We start from the raw sequence: 15,020 nt of genomic DNA on the forward strand, positions 1-15,020 counted from the left end.
GAACGACCATGTCGTCCCAGGAGGTAACGGAGCTGCTCCGCAAGGCGTACAACGACGAGATCGAGACCGTCATGAACTACCTGACGAACTCCATCGTCCTCGACGGGGTCAGCGCGGAGGAGGTAAAGGAGTCGCTGAACCTGGACATTCAGGAGGAACTGGGTCACGCCGAGATGCTCGGCCAGCGTCTGAAGCAGCTGGACGAGCGACCGCCCGGCTCCGCGGAGTTCGAGGCGCGGCAGGACACGCTCCAGCCGCCGGCGGACACGACGAACGTCCTCGAAGTCATCGAGGGCGTGCTCGACGCCGAAAACGACGCCATCGAGACGTACCGGTCGCTCGTGAACGCCGCACGGGAGGCCGACGACCCCGTGACGGAGGACTTCGCGGTGACGATCCTCGCCGACGAGGAGGCCCACCGGACGGAGTTCCGCGGATTCCGGAAGGAGTACAGGTCGGACTGAATGCCGAGGGCTCCGATCCCGACGGGGTCGACTACTCCATGCCGAGATCACTGGCTCCGTCCCGGATCGCCTGCGCGCGCTTTCGGACGCGCGAGACGTACCGGTGAATCTTCTCGGGTTTCTCCCCGTAGAACGAGGCGACCCAGTAGACGTCCGTGTTCGGCTGCGTCAGGAAGTACGCGACGAGCGTGTCCCGGCCGGCCTGGATGATCGTCGGAGGGACGCCCCGCTCGCCCGTCCCGGCCTCCTCGAAGCCGTTGACGTCGAAATAGACGTCGGCGTACAGCTCCGCGCGACGGAGATCGTCGAACGTGCGGCCGCAGTGCTGTGGCGCGTCGAACCGGTAGAGTGCGTCGCCGTCGGGCGACTCGCGCTCGACGATTCGGACGCCGAGGATGTACTCGCGGACCGTCGATTCGCTCCGCTCGTTCGCGGTCGGAGCGTCGTGGTGGGCGGTCGAGTCGTCGAAACGCGGGATCGGATCGTCGGATCGTGACATGTGTCGAATCGGATCGGTGGGTGGTTCCGGGGCGATGCGGACGGGGTGACCGACCGTCTCAGTCGCTCTCTTCGGAGAGGCTCACGACGTCGTCGTAGTCGACGCGACCGTTCTCGTTGAAGTCGTACGCCTCCTCGTTCTCGCGGACGTTCTCCGAGTCGAGGTTCTCGAACAGCGCGTCGACGTCCTCGCCGTCCACCTCGCCGTCCCCGTTTACGTCCTCGTAGCGGCCGTCGCCGTCGGGGTCGGTGGGCGTGCCTTCACAGTCGATCGCGGGCGGGCCGGTCACGATCGTTCCCGATCGTGCCTCGGCGTCGATCGCGTCGCCGTCCTCGTCGTCCATGCTGTGGATTTCCACCGCGAGTTCGGTCGTTCCCGTGGCCTCGGCCGCCAGTTCGAGCGACGCGAGGACGACGTTCGTCGCGCCGGGCTGGAGGTTCTGCCCCACGTCGGCGAACCGGAGCGTCGCGGCCGAGCCGTCCTCGGCGACTGAGCTCTCCGTGACCGTCAGCTCGTCCGAGAAGGAGACGTCGGCGATCGACGCCACCTCGGTGTCGGAGACGGTGACTGAAACCTCGCCGCCGGAGACGCCGGCCGGCAGGAACGACGCCGTCAGGTCCGCGCTCGCGGTGTCGTCGAGCCCGACGGTCACCCACTCGACGTCGACCAAGACGTTCGGCTGGTAGACGTACAGGCCGTCGTTGGGATACGATCGTGCGGGACCGCCGAAGCCGTCCTCGCAGCAGAGCACGCGGCCGTCGTCCATCACGTAGACGTTGTCCACGTTGCGGAGCGCGTCGTCCGCGTCCGCGGGCGAGTCGGTGAAGTCGGGGCCGACGATGACCGGTTCGAGCGTCGAGACGTTGTAGTCCAGTTCGAGTTCGCCGCGGTAGACGACGCCGCCGTCGACGCGATCCATCTGAATGTCGCCCGTGTCGTCGGCCATGTCGTCGTTGAACTCGGAGATGCCGAAGTAGACGAAGTCGCCGGGGCCGGCTCCGTCGACGCTGTCGACGCCCTCGGCCTTGTTGAACTCGATCGACGCGCCGATCTCCTTCGCCGCCGCACGGGTTTCGAGGAACGGCACCTTGCGGAGGTCCTCGTCGACGCCCCGCGGGCCGCTTTCTTCCCACTGCTCGGCCCACTCGACGATCTCCTCGTTGGTGACGTAGCTCTGGTTGCCGTTCTCGACGACGGCCCGGTCGGCCTCTTCGAGCGCGGCTTCGAGGTCGTCCCGCCAGTCGGTTTCGGCGTGGGTTTCGAGGTAGTGCACCTGGGTGACGTCGTCGTAGGTGGCGATCCACCGCTCGATCTCCGCGTTGCTCGCGTGACCGAGCTCGATCCACTCGATTTCGAGGTTCACGTCCGCCGGGGAGTTTCGCTCGCCCGAATCCGCGACGGACGCCTCGTCGTTGGTGATCTTGGGCGCGTAGAGGGTGCCTTCGAGGTCCATCGGATCGTCGTAGCTCGGGATCGACTCGTCGGCGACGAACTTGTAGATGCCCTTGCTGTCGCCGTCCGAGCAACCGTAGACGGTTCGTTCGTCGCCCAGGAAGTCCGGCGCTTCCCACGAGGCGCGGCCCATCACGTAGTACTTGATCGGCTCGGGGACGTCCGCGGCCGGCTCGCGGAAGTCGACGTGGTAGCCGTAGCGGTACGGGTTCGGGTAGACGCCGCCGATCGGGGTCACGTCGTTCGTCTCGTCGTCGGCCTGGTCGACCGGCTCGGCGCCGAGGTAGTACGCGAGGAACTCGACGCCCGTCAGCGCCCAGTAGCCCTGGACGGACCAGGAGTCATCGCCGTAGTACTCGTCGATCGTGTCCTGAATCTCCGATGGGTTGGGGCGATTCCAGAACTGACACGCGCCGATCATCCCTTCGCCGGAACCGGCTTCGACGATGTCGCCCACCGTGTGCGTAAAGGAGACCCGGGGGTGCGCGTAGTTCTCCTCCGAGGAGACCATCGTGTTCCACGGCGTGAGGTTGCCGTAGCAGTTGATCCGCATCCCGCCGAGGTCGCGGAGCGGCTCTGTGTTCGCGAGGTTGATCGCGTTGTCGAGGTCGGCCTCCCACTCGCCGTCCTCGGACTGGGTGATCGGGATTCGGGAGACGTTCCCGGGACTGTTCTCCCAGTTCGTAAAGAGGTAGCCCTCGGTTCCCTCGTCGTTCGTCGCCACGAACTGGTTGCAGTCGGGGTTGGTCGCCGCGTCGCCGTACTGCGTGCCCGCGAACTCGTCCGTCGTGATGTCGGTGCCGTCCGGCGTCTGGGTGACGCCGAGCCGCTCCGTTCCGCCGTTTATCGATTCTCTCCCCTGGCCGAGGAGCACGTACTCGCCGTTGCCGGAGCGGACGACGCTCTGCTCGTCCTTCGTCTGGGGCGTCGACACTTCCGTGAAGTCGTCGTTGTCACCATCGAAGTCGAACTGAAAGCCGCTGAAGTAGCCGACGCCAGCCCGGTTGAACGGTTCGGGGTTTTCCTCGCTCGGGTGCTGCAGGCTGTACAGCAATCCCCCGTCTTCGAAGACGAACGGGCCGGTCACCTCGGCGCCGAACGCCGTCGTCGAGAATCGTTTGAGATCCCCCTTGACGCTCGGCGCGCCGGGTGTATCCGACTCCTCGACCTCCTCCGAGTGCTCCGCGGTCGCCACGCCGATCACGCTCGCGCCGAGCGCGGCGGCTATCGACGTCTCCATCAGGTTCCGTCTCGTAAATTCCATGACGCGGTTGACGCGCTGTTTCACCACCCAATAAAATTTTATAATATTTTTATTAATTAACCGATATTGATACTGATCTACGAGGAGATATCCGATAAGAATGGATGAATCACGATCGGTACCGGTCGATCCGGAGAATAGTAAGTCGAATGTCCGACACCGGTCCGCGTCTCATCGAACAGTGATTCGAACGTGTTCTAATTCGGATCGTTCTGCGGGCGGTATGGCTCTTGGGGCTCCCGGACGGGGCAGAAAGCGGCACGCTCCGCGCACTCGAACGCCGAGATCCAGCGCCGACATACAACATCTGTGACGTTTGACGGCACCTCTGTTCGAGGTCGAACGATCTGGGGCTATATAGTTCGAAAAACGATCAGGTCGGTCGCCTCCGTCGTCCGCCGTGGACGGGGACCGTCGAACGAGACGACCTCGCACGGCGTCCCCATCTCGTCGCGCCTCGGCGGCACACGTATCACCGGCGGAGACACACCCGGTCCCATGAAGCGGATTTCGATCCGCGGAGTCGAACCGGCCGCCACCGAAATCGGCTACCGCCGGCTGTCCGAGCCGCTCGGAACGACCCACGTCGCGATCAATCACTACCGGCTCGCCCCCGGCGAGGGATTCCCGAGCGGTCTCCACGCCCACGCGGATCAGGAGGAGGTGTTCGTCGTCGTGGAGGGGGAGGCGACGTTCGAGACGCTGGACGGCGAGATAACGGTCGGCGAGGGCGAGGCGATCAGGTTCGCCCCCGGCGAGTTCCAGTCGGGGAGGAACGCGTCCGCCGACGACCTCGCGGCGTTCGCGATCGGCGCGCCGCGCGACAGCGAGGACGTGCGGCTTCCGCTCGCGTGTCCCGACTGCGGCCACGATACCCTGCGCCTGAACTCCGGCGGGGGCGGTCAAACGCTCGTCTGCCCCGACTGCGGTGCCGAGCGCGTCCCGAACGCGTGTCCGGCGTGCGGCCACGACGACCTGCGCGTCGCCCTCGGCGAGGACGCCCGGCCCGTCGTCGTCTGTCAAGGCTGCGACGCCGAGTTCGACACGCCGCCGCTTCGAGACTGACGCCGACCGCGAGTCGACGCCTCGCGGTCGTCATCGATTCGCGGTCGCGTCCCGCGTCAGCCGCCCGTCAGCAGCTCGTCGACGTGGCGCTTCCCGAGGGCGATCGTGTCGTAATCCTCAGTTCCGATCTCCAGCGTCGCGGTCCCCGACCAGCCGGCGTCCGAGAGCCCCGCGAGCGCCGCGGCGAAGTCGATCCGGCCCATCCCGACCGGCAGGTGCTCGTCGCCGCCGCCGCGCGTGTCGACGAGGTGGAGGTGGCCGATTCGATCCGCGTGCTCGCGGAGGAACGCGGCCGTCGCGGTCTCGTCCGCGCCGGCGAGCAGCGCGTGGCTGGTGTCGAACGTCATCGACGCGTCGGGGTACCGCTCCAGCAGTTCCGGGAAGGTCGTCACGTCGTAGTAGCTGGAGACGACGTTCTCGACGCAGGGGTCGAGCCCGCGAGCGCGGGCGGCCGGGATCAGGTCGTCGAGGCCCGCGTGGACGAACTCGCGGCGCTCCGCCGCGGTCCAGCCGAGATCCCACGCGTCCGAGGAGGGGTGGAACACGACGGTCTCCGCGCCGAGGTCGACCGCGAGGTCCATCCCGGCGACGAGTTCGGCCACCGCGCCCTCCCGGACGGGCGTGAACGGCGAGCCCGGATCGACGGCGAACGGGAGGTGCACGACGATGTCTCTCCCCGCGTCGGCGAGGGTTGCCCGCATGGTCCCGCGGCGGTCGGCGATGCGCTCGCGGGCGTAGGGGCCGTCGAGCAGCAGTTCCACGAAGTCGAACCCCTCGTCCGCCGCCCACCGGACGGCCTCGTCGAACGCCATCCCGAGGCCGACGGTGAATCCGAGGTCGAGGTCGAGGTCGAGATCGGCATCGAGTTTCCGGTCGGGGTCGCCGTCTCGGTCGGTCCGGCCGTCGTCCGTCATGGATGCCACGTCGGGAGGCCTCGGTTCATAGCCGTTCCGGTCGGAAGGACCGATCTACATCTGAACTCGCGTAGCTCGCCGCGCCGGGATCGGAACGCTCCTTGCGATCGGCCCCGTACCCGAGGCGAATGTCCGACGCCGTCGAGGTCACGGTCTACACCCGCGAGCACTGCCACCTCTGCGAGGAGGCGATCGAGACGATCCGGCGGGTCGCGTCGGCGACGGGGACGCCGGTCGACCTCGAACCGGTGGACGTGGACGGGGACGCGGCGCTCTGTGAGCGATACGGCGAGCGCGTCCCGTACGTCACGATCGACGGCCGTCCGGCGTACAAGTACCGCGTCGACGCCGACGACCTCCGGTCGCGCTTCGAATCGAGGTGATCGCCGGTTCGAATCAGTCGTCCGTGACGCCCGCGGCGGGGTCGGCGTCGTCCGCCGCCGCCGCGTCGGTCTCCGCCAGCGTCGGGCCGTCCCCCTCCGCCGCCGACCCCGTCCGCGTCGCGGCGGCCGACTCCTTCGCTTCCAGCGCCTCGATCAGGAGTTCGGCCACGTCGACGATCTCGATCTCCTCCTCGAAGTCCCCGGTCTTCCGGCCGTCCTCGTACATCGTCATGCACATCGGACAGGCGACGACGAACTTCTCGACCGCGTCGCCGGCGGCGGTGTCTTCGAGCGCCTCGCGCAGGCGCTCCTCGCTCGGCTTCGGTTCCTCCTCGAAGTCCATCCAGAGGCCGCCGCCGCCCCCGCCGCAGCAGAAGCTGTCGTTGCGGTTGCGCGGCATCTCGTACAGCTCGCAGCCGGTCGCGCGGACGAGTTCGCGGGGGGCCTCGTACTCGTCGTTGTACCGGCCGAGGTGACAGGGGTCGTGGTAGGTGACGGTGTAGTCGAGTTCGGTCCCGTCGAGGCCGAGTCGCCCGGCGCGAACGAGTTCCTCGATGGCCTGCGTCCAGTGGAGCACCTCGATCGCGCCGTCGTCGTTCCAGCGGCCGTCGTACTCGAACGGCATCACGGGGTCGTCGGCGAACTCGCCGAAGTCTATCTCCGGGTACTCGTTCTTCATCGTGTTGTACGAGTGCGGATCGGTGCAGACGATCTTGCTGAAGTCGCACTCCTCGAACGACTCGACGTGGTGGCCCGCCAGTTCGAGGTAGAGGAACTCCTCGCCGACGCGGCGGATGTCGTTGCCGTCGTACTTCTCGTCGTCGAAGAGGATGCCGAAGGAGATGTCGGCGCGCTCGAACAGCGTCGCGAGCGAGCGGGCGACCTTCTTGTTCCGCTCGTCGTAGCTCGGGTAGTCCCCGACGTACCAGAGGTACTCCACCGTCTCCTCGCGGGCGTCGACGAGGTCGAAGTCGAGGTCGTCGGCCCAGTCGGCGCGCGTGCGCGGTTGCTCGCCGAACGTGTTGCCCCGCTGCATGAGGTTGCCGAACACGTCCTGCATGCTCGGCCGCACGTCGCCCTGGTCCGTCATCTGTCGGTTCAACCGGGTGAAGGAGTTGAGGTGTTCGATCTCGACCGGGCAGGCGTCCATGCAGGCCATGCAGGCCATGCACGACTCCATCGTCTCGGTCGCGACGACGCCCTCGCCGCCGTCCGCGACGATCGGCTTCGGCTCGGTCTCGCCGGCGTCGAGATCGGTTCGGTACGCCTTCAGGTCGAGGATGACGTCCCGCGGATCCAGCGGCCGATCGGACGCCTTCGCGGGGCAGACGGCCGAACAGCGGCCGCACTTCGTGCAGGCGTCCTGGTCGAGCAGCTCCTTCCACGAGAAGTCGTCGATGGACTCCGCGTTGACGTGGTCGAGGTCCGCCGGGACGCCGGGCAGTCGTCGTCCGGCGCGCTCGTCGCGCGCGACGACGTTGGCGAACGAGGAGATCATGTGGAACGGCTTGGCGTACGGGATCCACGCGATGAACGCGAGCGCGAGCAGGGCGTGCGACCACCACCCCCACCAGTAGAGCGACGCGGCGGCCGCGGGCGTCACGCCGCCGGCGTCGAAGACGAGCGCGAGGAAGAAGCCGACGAAGCTCACCGTCTCGAACGCCGGGAAGTCCGTGCCGACGATGCGGAGTCCCTCGATGACGTACCCCCCGACGCCGAGCAGAAACAGCGTCCAGACGAACGCGTCGTCCTCGAGGCTCGTGTGCTTGCCCCAGAGTCGGCCGTTTCTGACCGCGTACCGCCGGTAGAGCGCCATGCCGACGCCGACGACGAACAACAGTCCGAGCGCGTCCATCACGAGCGAGTACGCGAGGTAGAAGTCGCCGACGAAGAACGACTCCTGCCCGAGCGCCTTCGTCCAGATGTCCATGTCCACCGCGAGGATCGTCGTTCCGATGAGAAGCGTGAGAAAGCCCCAGAGGATGAAGGCGTGCATCAGCCCGCCGTAGAGGTCGCGGTCGAACTGCTTCTCGTTGGAGCCGACGATCCGCGCCGCGGAGGCGATCCGGCCGGGGAGGTCGTCGAGCCGGTCGAACGGATCGTAGGTCCCGCGGGCGTACCGCGCGAACCGGGCGTACGTCCCGTAGAGAAACACGAGAATGGCGACCGCCGCGAAATAGTAGAACGCGGCCTCCCCCACCGGACCGATGGTCCAGAACGTCTCCCGGGTGATCTCACCCGACGACTGCAGAACTATCATACTCAATCACCGGAGTAGCGCGCTGTTAAATCTTGCCACCATCGCATCCCGGAACGACCCCGAAAGGCCGCGACGCGGCGGGGTCAGACGAGCGCAGCCGCCGCGAGGATCGCCGAAAGCGCGACGGCGGGCACGTCGAGGCGCGAAAAGCGTAGCTCCGGAAGCGTGGGGTTCCAGGCGAAACACCGGGCGCGGAGCGCGAGCGCCAGCCGATCCGCGCGACCGAACGCGCGGTTCAGTCCGGCGGCCGCGACCAACCACATCCGCTCTCGGAGCGGACGCTCGTCGCCGAGCCGCGCGGCCATCGCCTCGCGCACCCGGGCGAGGTCGGCCTGCAGGGCGGGGAGAAAGCGGAAGACGAGCGCGACGCCGACGCCGAGGAACTGCCCCGGCTTCCCCGGAACCGTCCGCTGGATCGCCGCCCGGGAGTCGCGGACGGGCGTCGTTCGAACGTACGCGGCGCTCACGAGGAGAACGAGGAGGACCCGGTAGCTCGCGAGCGCGGGCGACGCGGCGTCGGCCGGAACGAACCACGGCGGTCCGAGCGTCAGCGCCTCGACGAGCGGGGCGGCGACGAGAAACGGGAGGGCGAACCGGAACTCCCACAGCGCGGTCGTCGGGGGCAGGCCGGACGCGAGCAGGACGACGCCCGCCAGTGCGGTGAGCGCCGCGAGTCCCCGCGGGTTCGTGTGGGCGAAGGCCGCGGCGGCGAACGCGAACTGGAACAGGAGCTTCGACCGCGGATCGAGGCGGTGGGCGAGCGTTTCGCCGGGCGCGTAGGTCAGCACGGGTCGGACGACCCGGGATCCGTGCGATCGTGTCCGGGATCTCGTCGACCGCTTCCCCTCTTCGACGGGACGCGGACGCCCAGTTCCGGCAGGGACCCGATCGCCTCGTCCGGCGGGGCGTCCAGCGCAACCTGACCGTCGGCGAGCGCCACGACGCGGTGGGCCAGTCCGACCACGTCCCGGAGGTCGTGCGTGACGACGACGATTCCCGTCCCGGCGTCGCGTAGTTCGCGGAGGCGTTCCGCGACCGATCGCCTGGCGGGATCGTCGAGACCGGTGAACGGTTCGTCGAGGACGAGGTGGTCCGGCTCCATCGCGAGCGCGCCGGCGACGGCGACGCGCTCTCGCTCCCCGCCGGAGAGCGCGTCGACGCGCTCGTCCCCGCGTCCGCCCATGTTCACCGCCGCCAGCGCGTCCGCGACCCGACGGTCGATCTCCTCGCGCGGCAGGCCGAGGTTCTCGGGGCCGAACGCCACGTCCGCGCCGACGGTCGCGGCGACGAGCTGGTCCCGCGGCTCCTGAAAGACCATCCCGACGGCCGTCCGGGCGGCAGCGAGGTTGTCGGCGACGGGCGCGTCGTTCACCAGCACCTCGCCCGCGTCGGGTTCGAGCAGGCCGTTGAAGTGGCGGACGAGCGTCGTCTTGCCGGAGCCGTTCGCGCCGGCGAGGACGACGAACTCGCCGTCGGGGATCGAAAGCGAGACGCCGTCGAGGGCGGTCGCGCCGCCGTAGCGGTGGACCAGCCCGCGGGTTTCGATCACGGGTGCGTCGTCACGCGGCGGCGACGGCGTCGCTCCGGACGATGCCGACCGCGGCGGCGATCTTCAGCGCCTCGGCGGGGATGAACGCGACCGCCGAGACGAGAAACGCCTCGACGAGGCCGACGTCCTGGACGACGGCGAATCCGACCGTGCCGAGGGCGTAGATGACGACCGTCCCCAGGGCCATCGCGCCGACGAGGCGACCGACGCTCGCCCGTCCGTAGTCGCGCAGTTCGAGGCCGCCGTGGACGACCGCGCCGACGACGAACGCGGCGATCGGGTACGACCAGAGGTAGCCGAGCGTGAAGTGGCCGATGAGGTACGCGAGGCCGGCCCCGCCGCCGGAGAACACGGGCGCGCCGACCGCGCCGGCGACGAGGTAGAGCGCCATCGCGGCCGCGCCCCAGGCCGGTCCGAGCATGATGCCCGCGAGGAACACGCCGAGCACCTGAAGCGTCACCGGGTTCGGCGAGACGGGATTCGGAAACGAGACGTACGCGAACGCGCCCATGACCGCGGCGAAAAGCGCCGCCCGGGCGACGTTTCCGGCGACCTCGTCGCCGACCAGTTCGACCGAATCGGTGGGTGCAGCCATGCTCCGACCAACCCCGTAAACCAGCTTGTATGCTTCGGTTGACGCCCCGCGGACGGCCGGCCCGTCGGCGGAGCCGTGGCCGCGTCGAACGGCTCCGAAAGTCGCCGACTGCGCGGCGACGCGCACATCGCCAGTAGGCTTTTGTACGGCGGCCGAGTCTAGTCCCTGCCAATGGACGAAAAGACGGCCGAACTCCGGGACATCTTCATCGATGCGACGGGTTCGGAAACGGTGACCGAGAGCCAGGAGGAGGCGCGCGGCTCGCTCACGGACGACGAGGAGGGGGCGAACGAGCGGGTCGCACAGATCATCGCGACGATGCGCGAGCGGTACACGTTCGACTCCTCGCTCGACGACGACGGGCTTCGCCGGGTGGTCCGCGGCTTCTTCGACGACGAGAGCGACGCCACCCTCGCGGACGAACTCGGCGTCGACGAGAGCGAGGTGTTCGACGCCCGGATGGACCTCCACCTCGTCCGGGAGGAGGACCGCGACGCGCCGTTCGAACTCGACGAACTCCGCCCGATGGTGGTCGAGAACGACCCGCTCGAAGCGCGCGCCGAGGCGCTCGGCGCGGACGAGACGGTCGTCGCTCGCTACAGCGAGGTCGCCGAGGCCGACATCGAGTCGACGCGGGCGAACGACCGCTTCCGAGACGAGTTCGAAGAGCTCCTCACCGACTCGGACCTCTCCACGCAGCTGGCGACGAACGCCCGCGAGGACGGGCTGAAGGACGCGACCGAAGACATCGAAACCGACGTCTCCTTCTGAGTTTTCTTTCCGAGACGCGACGGCCGCAGCCGACCGCTCCGGACGTTTATATCCGAAGCCGCGGCCAACCCGCCCATGCCCTCGTTCGGTGACCTCGCGCGCGCCGCCTACTGCCCGCGACAGTTGTACTACGCCCGCGGAGAGGACAGGACGCTTCCGCCCGAGGTTCGCGCGCGAAAGCGGCTCGCCCACCGCTATCCCGAACTCCTGACCGCGCCCGACGCGACGCTCCGGTCGCTCCCCGTCGAGCGGCCGCCGGGGGCGTACCGCGACGCGCTCGAACGCCTCGCCGCGCGCGACGACTGGGACGAACTGATCGATCCGCTCGACGTCGACGTGCTCCTCTCGGGGAAGGACTGTCGCGGCGTCGCCGACAAACTTCTCGACGGCGATCCGCCCGTTCCGACGCTCGTCTCGCCCGGGTCGCCCCCCGAACGGGGCGTCTGGACGCCACAGGCCGTCCGCGCCGTCGCCGCCGCGAAGGCGCTCGCGTGGGAGCGCGGCGAGGAGATACCCCTCGCCCTCGTCGAGTACCCCGCCCACGCCGTCGTCCGCGACGTTCGACTGACGACGCGGAAGAAGGCCGCGTACCGGTCGGCGCTCTCGGCGGTCCGCGCGCTCGACGGGCCGCCCCCGCGCCTGCGCGAGGGCGACAAGTGCGGCGCCTGCGACTACCGCGAGCGGTGCGGCGTCCGGACGCGCTCGTTGCGGTCGCTGCTGGGGCTGTGAGCGCGTCGCGCGGCCGCGCAGTCACACACTGCGCGTCTCACTCGACCCGCGCCGTCAGCGCCCGCCGTCGTCGGCCAGCCACGCTTCGATGTCGTCCGCCAGCGATCCGCGGCGGTGGATCACGCGCTCGCCGGGATCGACGACGGTGCTCTCGGTTCCGGGCGTCTCGCCGCCGTCGACGACCGCGCCCGCCCCCTCGCGGATCCGCTCGTCGAGGTCGGACGCGCGGACGACGCTCGGCGACCCGCTCCGGTTCGCGCTCGTCGCGGTGATCGGCGTCGGTTCGACCGCCCGCAGGAGCGAGCGAGCGAGATCGTGGTCGGGGACCCGGACGCCGACCCGGTCGCGCCCGGCGGTCAGCGCGTCGGGGACCGCCTCGCGGCGCTCGACGACGACGGTGACCGGCCCGGGGAGGAACGCGCGCATGAACCGTTCTTCCCGGTCGGTCGGACGGGTGTAGTCGAGCGCGGCGTCCACGTCCGGAACCGCGAGCGACAGGGGTTTCTCCCGGGGACGGTCCTTCAGCTCGAAGACGCGCTCGACGGCCGGCTCGGAGAGGGCGTCCGCTCCGAGCCCGTACACGGTTTCGGTCGGGTACACCGCCGCCTCGCCGCGCCGGATCGCGTCGGCCGCGTCCGCGACGTCCGCTCGCATGCGGAGACGTGAGCGACGCGTCGAAAAAAGGCCACCGTTCGGCGGCGACGTCAGACCTCGCGCTCGATCGCCTCCTCGACCTCGTCGTAGTCCGGGAACTCCGGCCACTCGCGGGCGACCCACGCGTACCGCACGGTTCGGTCCTCGTCCAGCAGGAACACGGCCGGCCTCGGTTCGCTGACGCCGGTCATGCCGTCGAGTTCGTGGCCGATGCCGTACTCGCGGGCCACCCCGTTCGCCGGGTCCGAAAAGAGCCGATAGTCCATCCCGCGCTCCTCGATGAGCGTCCCGTGCTCGTACGGCGTCGAGATGGAGACGCCGACGACGGTGAGGCGTTCGCCCCACCCGCGGTCGCGGATCTCGTTCCACACGTACGTCGCCGGAAACGCGCCGTCCATCGTGTAGAAGACGAGAAGCACGGGGCCCTCCGCGGTCAACTCCGACAGCGCGACGTCCTCCCAGTACTCGTCGTCGACGAGTGGCCGCGTGAAGTCGGGTGCCGTCTCGCCCTCCGCGACGTGAGCCGCGTCGCCGAGGTCGACCACGTCGAAGTCGACCATCAGGCCGTCCCCTCCGTTTCGTCGCCGTAGATCGCGTCCAGGTACTCGACGATGTTCGCGCTCTCGGACATCGTGACGCCCGTGTTCTCGTCCACGATGGCGGGGACGGTCCGCTTGCCGCTCACGCGCTTTACGACGGTTCGATCGGAGTGCATCGGCTCGACGAACCGCGAGCGGTAGTCGAGATCGTACTCCCGGAGTCTGCGGACGACGCGCTCGCAGTACGGGCACGCCTGGAGCCGGTACAGCGTGATGGCCGGATGGTCGGCGGACATACCGAACGCTAGCGGCCTTCCCGGTCTAAGGCCTTCGTTTCCGGAGGATTTGGGGCGGTTTCGTGCGCGGCGGGAGGAGGGCAACTCTTAATTCTCGGCCCGATTAAGACTCCGTGTCACATGGGCTTGCCGCCGTCATTTCCGACCATCAGTCCGTCCGCTCCGCCCGGACAGCTCTCGCAGTTCGTCCCGCTCGACCAGACGACCGTCACCGTCGCGGGGGTCGTCGCGATCGTCGTGCTCATCGGACTCTCGGCGTTCTTTTCCTCCTCCGAGATCGCGATGTTCTCGCTCGCGAAACACCGCGTCGAAGCGCTCCTGAACGACGGCGTCCCCGGGGCGAAGACGGTAAGCGACCTGAAGGAGAACCCCCACCGCCTGCTCGTCACCATCCTCGTCGGCAACAACATCGTCAACATCGCGATGTCCTCGATCGCGACGGCGATCGTGGGGTTCTACTTCGAACCCGGGCCGGCCGTGCTCATCTCCACGTTCGGCATCACGTCGCTCGTCCTCCTCTTCGGCGAGAGCGCGCCGAAGTCGTACGCCGTCGAGAACACGGAGTCGTGGGCGCTCACGGTCGCTCGCCCGTTGAAACTCTCGGAGTACGTCCTCTACCCGCTCGTCATCACGTTCGACCACCTCACCCGGATGGTGAACAAGGTAACCGGCGGGCGCTCGGCGATCGAGACCTCCTACGTCACCCGCGACGAGATCCAGGACATGATCCAGTCCGGGGAGCGCGAGGGCGTCATCGAGGAGGAAGAGCGCGAGATGCTCGACCGAATCTTCCGGTTCAACAACACCATCGCGAAGGAGGTCATGACGCCGCGGCTCGACGTGACCGCGGTTTCGAAGGACGCGAGCGTCGACGAGGCGATCGAGACGTGCATCCAGAGCGACCACGAGCGCGTGCCGGTGTACGACGGCAACCTCGACAACGTCATCGGGATCGTCAACATCCGCGATCTCGTCCGCGAGAAGTACTACGGCGAGGGCGAGGCGCGACTGACCGACCTCGTCCAGCCCACGCTCCACGTCCCCGAGAGCAAGAACGTCGACGAACTCCTCACGGAGATCCAGGACAACCGGATGCAGATGGTGATCGTCATCGACGAGTTCGGGACCACCGAAGGGCTGCTCACCATGGAGGACATGGTCGAGGAGATCGTCGGCGACATCCTCGAAGGCGACGAGGAGGAGCCGTTCGAGGTGATCGACGATCGCACCTGTCTCGTCCGCGGCGAGGTCAACATCGACGAGGTGAACGAGGTGCTCGACCTCGAACTCCCGGAGGGCGAGGAGTTCGAGACGCTCGCCGGCTTCATCTTCAACCGCGCCGGCCGACTCGTGGAGGAGGGCGAGGAGATCGAGTACGACGGCGTCAGCATCCTCATCGAACAGGTGGACAACACCCGGATCATGAAAGCCCGGGTAACGAAGCCCGAGGCGTTCGAAGAGGAACCGAGCGAGGGCGGCGAGGAGGCGGAAGTCGAAAGCGGCGGGTAGTGCTGAACCGGCGAACGTCGACGAAGTGAACTCGAACGAGTCCTCGGGCGGTGGCGGCGACCGATAAAAAGCGACGG

General features: G+C 68.3%; 16 protein-coding genes. 6 read left to right on the top strand and 10 right to left on the bottom strand.

Going from position 1 to position 15,020, the window contains the following annotated elements:
• The first annotated feature begins 8 nt into the window (after positions 1 to 8).
• Entirely contained in the window at positions 9 to 464 is a 456-nt protein-coding gene (locus C3L37_RS09340) for a ferritin-like domain-containing protein (RefSeq protein WP_129114342.1), read from the top strand.
• Positions 465 to 495: 31 nt separating this feature from the next.
• Here C3L37_RS09340 and C3L37_RS09345 read toward each other — a convergent pair whose 3' ends face one another.
• Together C3L37_RS09345 and C3L37_RS09350 are read right to left on the bottom strand one after the other, a co-directional pair.
• On the bottom strand, positions 496 to 963 hold the full coding sequence (locus C3L37_RS09345) for a hypothetical protein (RefSeq protein ID WP_228546186.1): 468 nt from the start codon (positions 961 to 963) through the stop codon (positions 496 to 498).
• Between the two features lie 58 nt (positions 964 to 1,021).
• On the bottom strand, positions 1,022 to 3,655 hold the full coding sequence (locus tag C3L37_RS09350; RefSeq protein ID WP_129114637.1) for an alkaline phosphatase PhoX: 2,634 nt from the start codon (positions 3,653 to 3,655) through the stop codon (positions 1,022 to 1,024).
• A gap of 522 nt (positions 3,656 to 4,177) precedes the next feature.
• Here C3L37_RS09350 and C3L37_RS09355 point away from each other — a divergent pair.
• Positions 4,178 to 4,744, top strand: a complete 567-nt coding sequence (locus C3L37_RS09355; protein ID WP_129114343.1) for a cupin domain-containing protein — start codon at positions 4,178 to 4,180, stop codon at positions 4,742 to 4,744.
• A gap of 56 nt (positions 4,745 to 4,800) precedes the next feature.
• Here the strand turns inward: C3L37_RS09355 and C3L37_RS09360 are convergent, their stop codons facing one another.
• Complete coding sequence (locus C3L37_RS09360) at positions 4,801 to 5,658, bottom strand: sugar phosphate isomerase/epimerase family protein (protein WP_129114344.1); 858 nt, start codon at positions 5,656 to 5,658, stop codon at positions 4,801 to 4,803.
• A gap of 128 nt (positions 5,659 to 5,786) precedes the next feature.
• On the opposite strand from C3L37_RS09360, the gene C3L37_RS09365 reads away from it, so the two are divergent.
• Positions 5,787 to 6,041, top strand: a complete 255-nt coding sequence (locus tag C3L37_RS09365) for a glutaredoxin family protein (protein ID WP_129114345.1) — start codon at positions 5,787 to 5,789, stop codon at positions 6,039 to 6,041.
• Between the two features lie 13 nt (positions 6,042 to 6,054).
• Here the strand turns inward: C3L37_RS09365 and C3L37_RS09370 are convergent, their stop codons facing one another.
• The 4 genes from C3L37_RS09370 to C3L37_RS09385 form a co-directional block, all read right to left on the bottom strand.
• Positions 6,055 to 8,301, bottom strand: a complete 2,247-nt coding sequence (locus tag C3L37_RS09370; RefSeq protein ID WP_129114346.1) for a heterodisulfide reductase-related iron-sulfur binding cluster — start codon at positions 8,299 to 8,301, stop codon at positions 6,055 to 6,057.
• Between the two features lie 83 nt (positions 8,302 to 8,384).
• Positions 8,385 to 9,089, bottom strand: a complete 705-nt coding sequence (locus tag C3L37_RS09375; RefSeq protein ID WP_129114347.1) for an energy-coupling factor transporter transmembrane component T family protein — start codon at positions 9,087 to 9,089, stop codon at positions 8,385 to 8,387.
• Positions 9,083 to 9,850, bottom strand: a complete 768-nt coding sequence (locus C3L37_RS09380; protein WP_129114348.1) for an energy-coupling factor ABC transporter ATP-binding protein — start codon at positions 9,848 to 9,850, stop codon at positions 9,083 to 9,085. The genes C3L37_RS09375 and C3L37_RS09380 overlap by 7 nt, the downstream gene beginning before the upstream one ends.
• Before the next feature lie 10 nt (positions 9,851 to 9,860).
• Positions 9,861 to 10,445, bottom strand: a complete 585-nt coding sequence (locus C3L37_RS09385) for a biotin transporter BioY (RefSeq protein ID WP_129114349.1) — start codon at positions 10,443 to 10,445, stop codon at positions 9,861 to 9,863.
• Between the two features lie 171 nt (positions 10,446 to 10,616).
• Here C3L37_RS09385 and C3L37_RS09390 point away from each other — a divergent pair, with 171 nt between their 5' ends.
• Both C3L37_RS09390 and C3L37_RS09395 read left to right on the top strand, forming a co-directional pair.
• Positions 10,617 to 11,216, top strand: coding sequence for a conditioned medium-induced protein 4 (locus C3L37_RS09390; RefSeq protein WP_129114350.1), 600 nt, complete (start codon positions 10,617 to 10,619; stop codon positions 11,214 to 11,216).
• A gap of 75 nt (positions 11,217 to 11,291) precedes the next feature.
• A complete protein-coding gene (locus C3L37_RS09395; protein ID WP_129114351.1) occupies positions 11,292 to 11,945 on the top strand; it encodes a CRISPR-associated protein Cas4 in 654 nt (217 codons plus the stop codon).
• 54 nt (positions 11,946 to 11,999) lie between these two features.
• On the opposite strand, the gene C3L37_RS09400 is transcribed toward C3L37_RS09395, so the two are convergent.
• The 3 genes from C3L37_RS09400 to C3L37_RS09410 are packed head-to-tail and all read right to left on the bottom strand — an operon-like array spanning position 12,000 to position 13,434.
• Positions 12,000 to 12,599: an L-threonylcarbamoyladenylate synthase gene (locus tag C3L37_RS09400; RefSeq protein WP_129114352.1), complete on the bottom strand. Its 600-nt coding sequence runs from the start codon at positions 12,597 to 12,599 to the stop codon at positions 12,000 to 12,002.
• A gap of 50 nt (positions 12,600 to 12,649) precedes the next feature.
• Entirely contained in the window at positions 12,650 to 13,159 is a 510-nt protein-coding gene (locus C3L37_RS09405) for a redoxin domain-containing protein (RefSeq protein ID WP_129114353.1), read from the bottom strand.
• Positions 13,159 to 13,434: a glutathione S-transferase N-terminal domain-containing protein gene (locus C3L37_RS09410; RefSeq protein ID WP_129114354.1), complete on the bottom strand. Its 276-nt coding sequence runs from the start codon at positions 13,432 to 13,434 to the stop codon at positions 13,159 to 13,161. Before C3L37_RS09410 ends, C3L37_RS09405 begins: the two co-directional genes overlap by 1 nt.
• Positions 13,435 to 13,554: 120 nt before the next feature.
• Between C3L37_RS09410 and C3L37_RS09415 the strand changes: the two genes are divergently transcribed.
• A complete protein-coding gene (locus tag C3L37_RS09415) occupies positions 13,555 to 14,943 on the top strand; it encodes a hemolysin family protein (protein ID WP_129114355.1) in 1,389 nt (462 codons plus the stop codon).
• Positions 14,944 to 15,020 lie beyond the last annotated feature (77 nt).

This window comes from Halegenticoccus tardaugens, assembly GCF_004116405.1.
Taxonomy (GTDB): Archaea; Halobacteriota; Halobacteria; order Halobacteriales; family Haloferacaceae; genus Halegenticoccus; species Halegenticoccus tardaugens.

Coding starts and splice junctions, on each gene's coding strand:
- C3L37_RS09365 (WP_129114345.1), top strand. CDS start 5,787: ATGTCCGACGCCGTCGAGGTCACGGTCTACACCCGCGAGCACTGCCAC.
- C3L37_RS09350 (WP_129114637.1), bottom strand. CDS start 3,655: ATGGAGACGTCGATAGCCGCCGCGCTCGGCGCGAGCGTGATCGGCGTG.
- C3L37_RS09400 (WP_129114352.1), bottom strand. CDS start 12,599: ATGCGAGCGGACGTCGCGGACGCGGCCGACGCGATCCGGCGCGGCGAG.
- C3L37_RS09390 (WP_129114350.1), top strand. CDS start 10,617: ATGGACGAAAAGACGGCCGAACTCCGGGACATCTTCATCGATGCGACG.
- C3L37_RS09410 (WP_129114354.1), bottom strand. CDS start 13,434: ATGTCCGCCGACCATCCGGCCATCACGCTGTACCGGCTCCAGGCGTGC.
- C3L37_RS09385 (WP_129114349.1), bottom strand. CDS start 10,445: ATGGCTGCACCCACCGATTCGGTCGAACTGGTCGGCGACGAGGTCGCC.
- C3L37_RS09340 (WP_129114342.1), top strand. CDS start 9: ATGTCGTCCCAGGAGGTAACGGAGCTGCTCCGCAAGGCGTACAACGAC.
- C3L37_RS09345 (WP_228546186.1), bottom strand. CDS start 963: ATGTCACGATCCGACGATCCGATCCCGCGTTTCGACGACTCGACCGCC.
- C3L37_RS09355 (WP_129114343.1), top strand. CDS start 4,178: ATGAAGCGGATTTCGATCCGCGGAGTCGAACCGGCCGCCACCGAAATC.
- C3L37_RS09415 (WP_129114355.1), top strand. CDS start 13,555: ATGGGCTTGCCGCCGTCATTTCCGACCATCAGTCCGTCCGCTCCGCCC.
- C3L37_RS09370 (WP_129114346.1), bottom strand. CDS start 8,301: ATGATAGTTCTGCAGTCGTCGGGTGAGATCACCCGGGAGACGTTCTGG.
- C3L37_RS09360 (WP_129114344.1), bottom strand. CDS start 5,658: ATGACGGACGACGGCCGGACCGACCGAGACGGCGACCCCGACCGGAAA.
- C3L37_RS09395 (WP_129114351.1), top strand. CDS start 11,292: ATGCCCTCGTTCGGTGACCTCGCGCGCGCCGCCTACTGCCCGCGACAG.
- C3L37_RS09405 (WP_129114353.1), bottom strand. CDS start 13,159: ATGGTCGACTTCGACGTGGTCGACCTCGGCGACGCGGCTCACGTCGCG.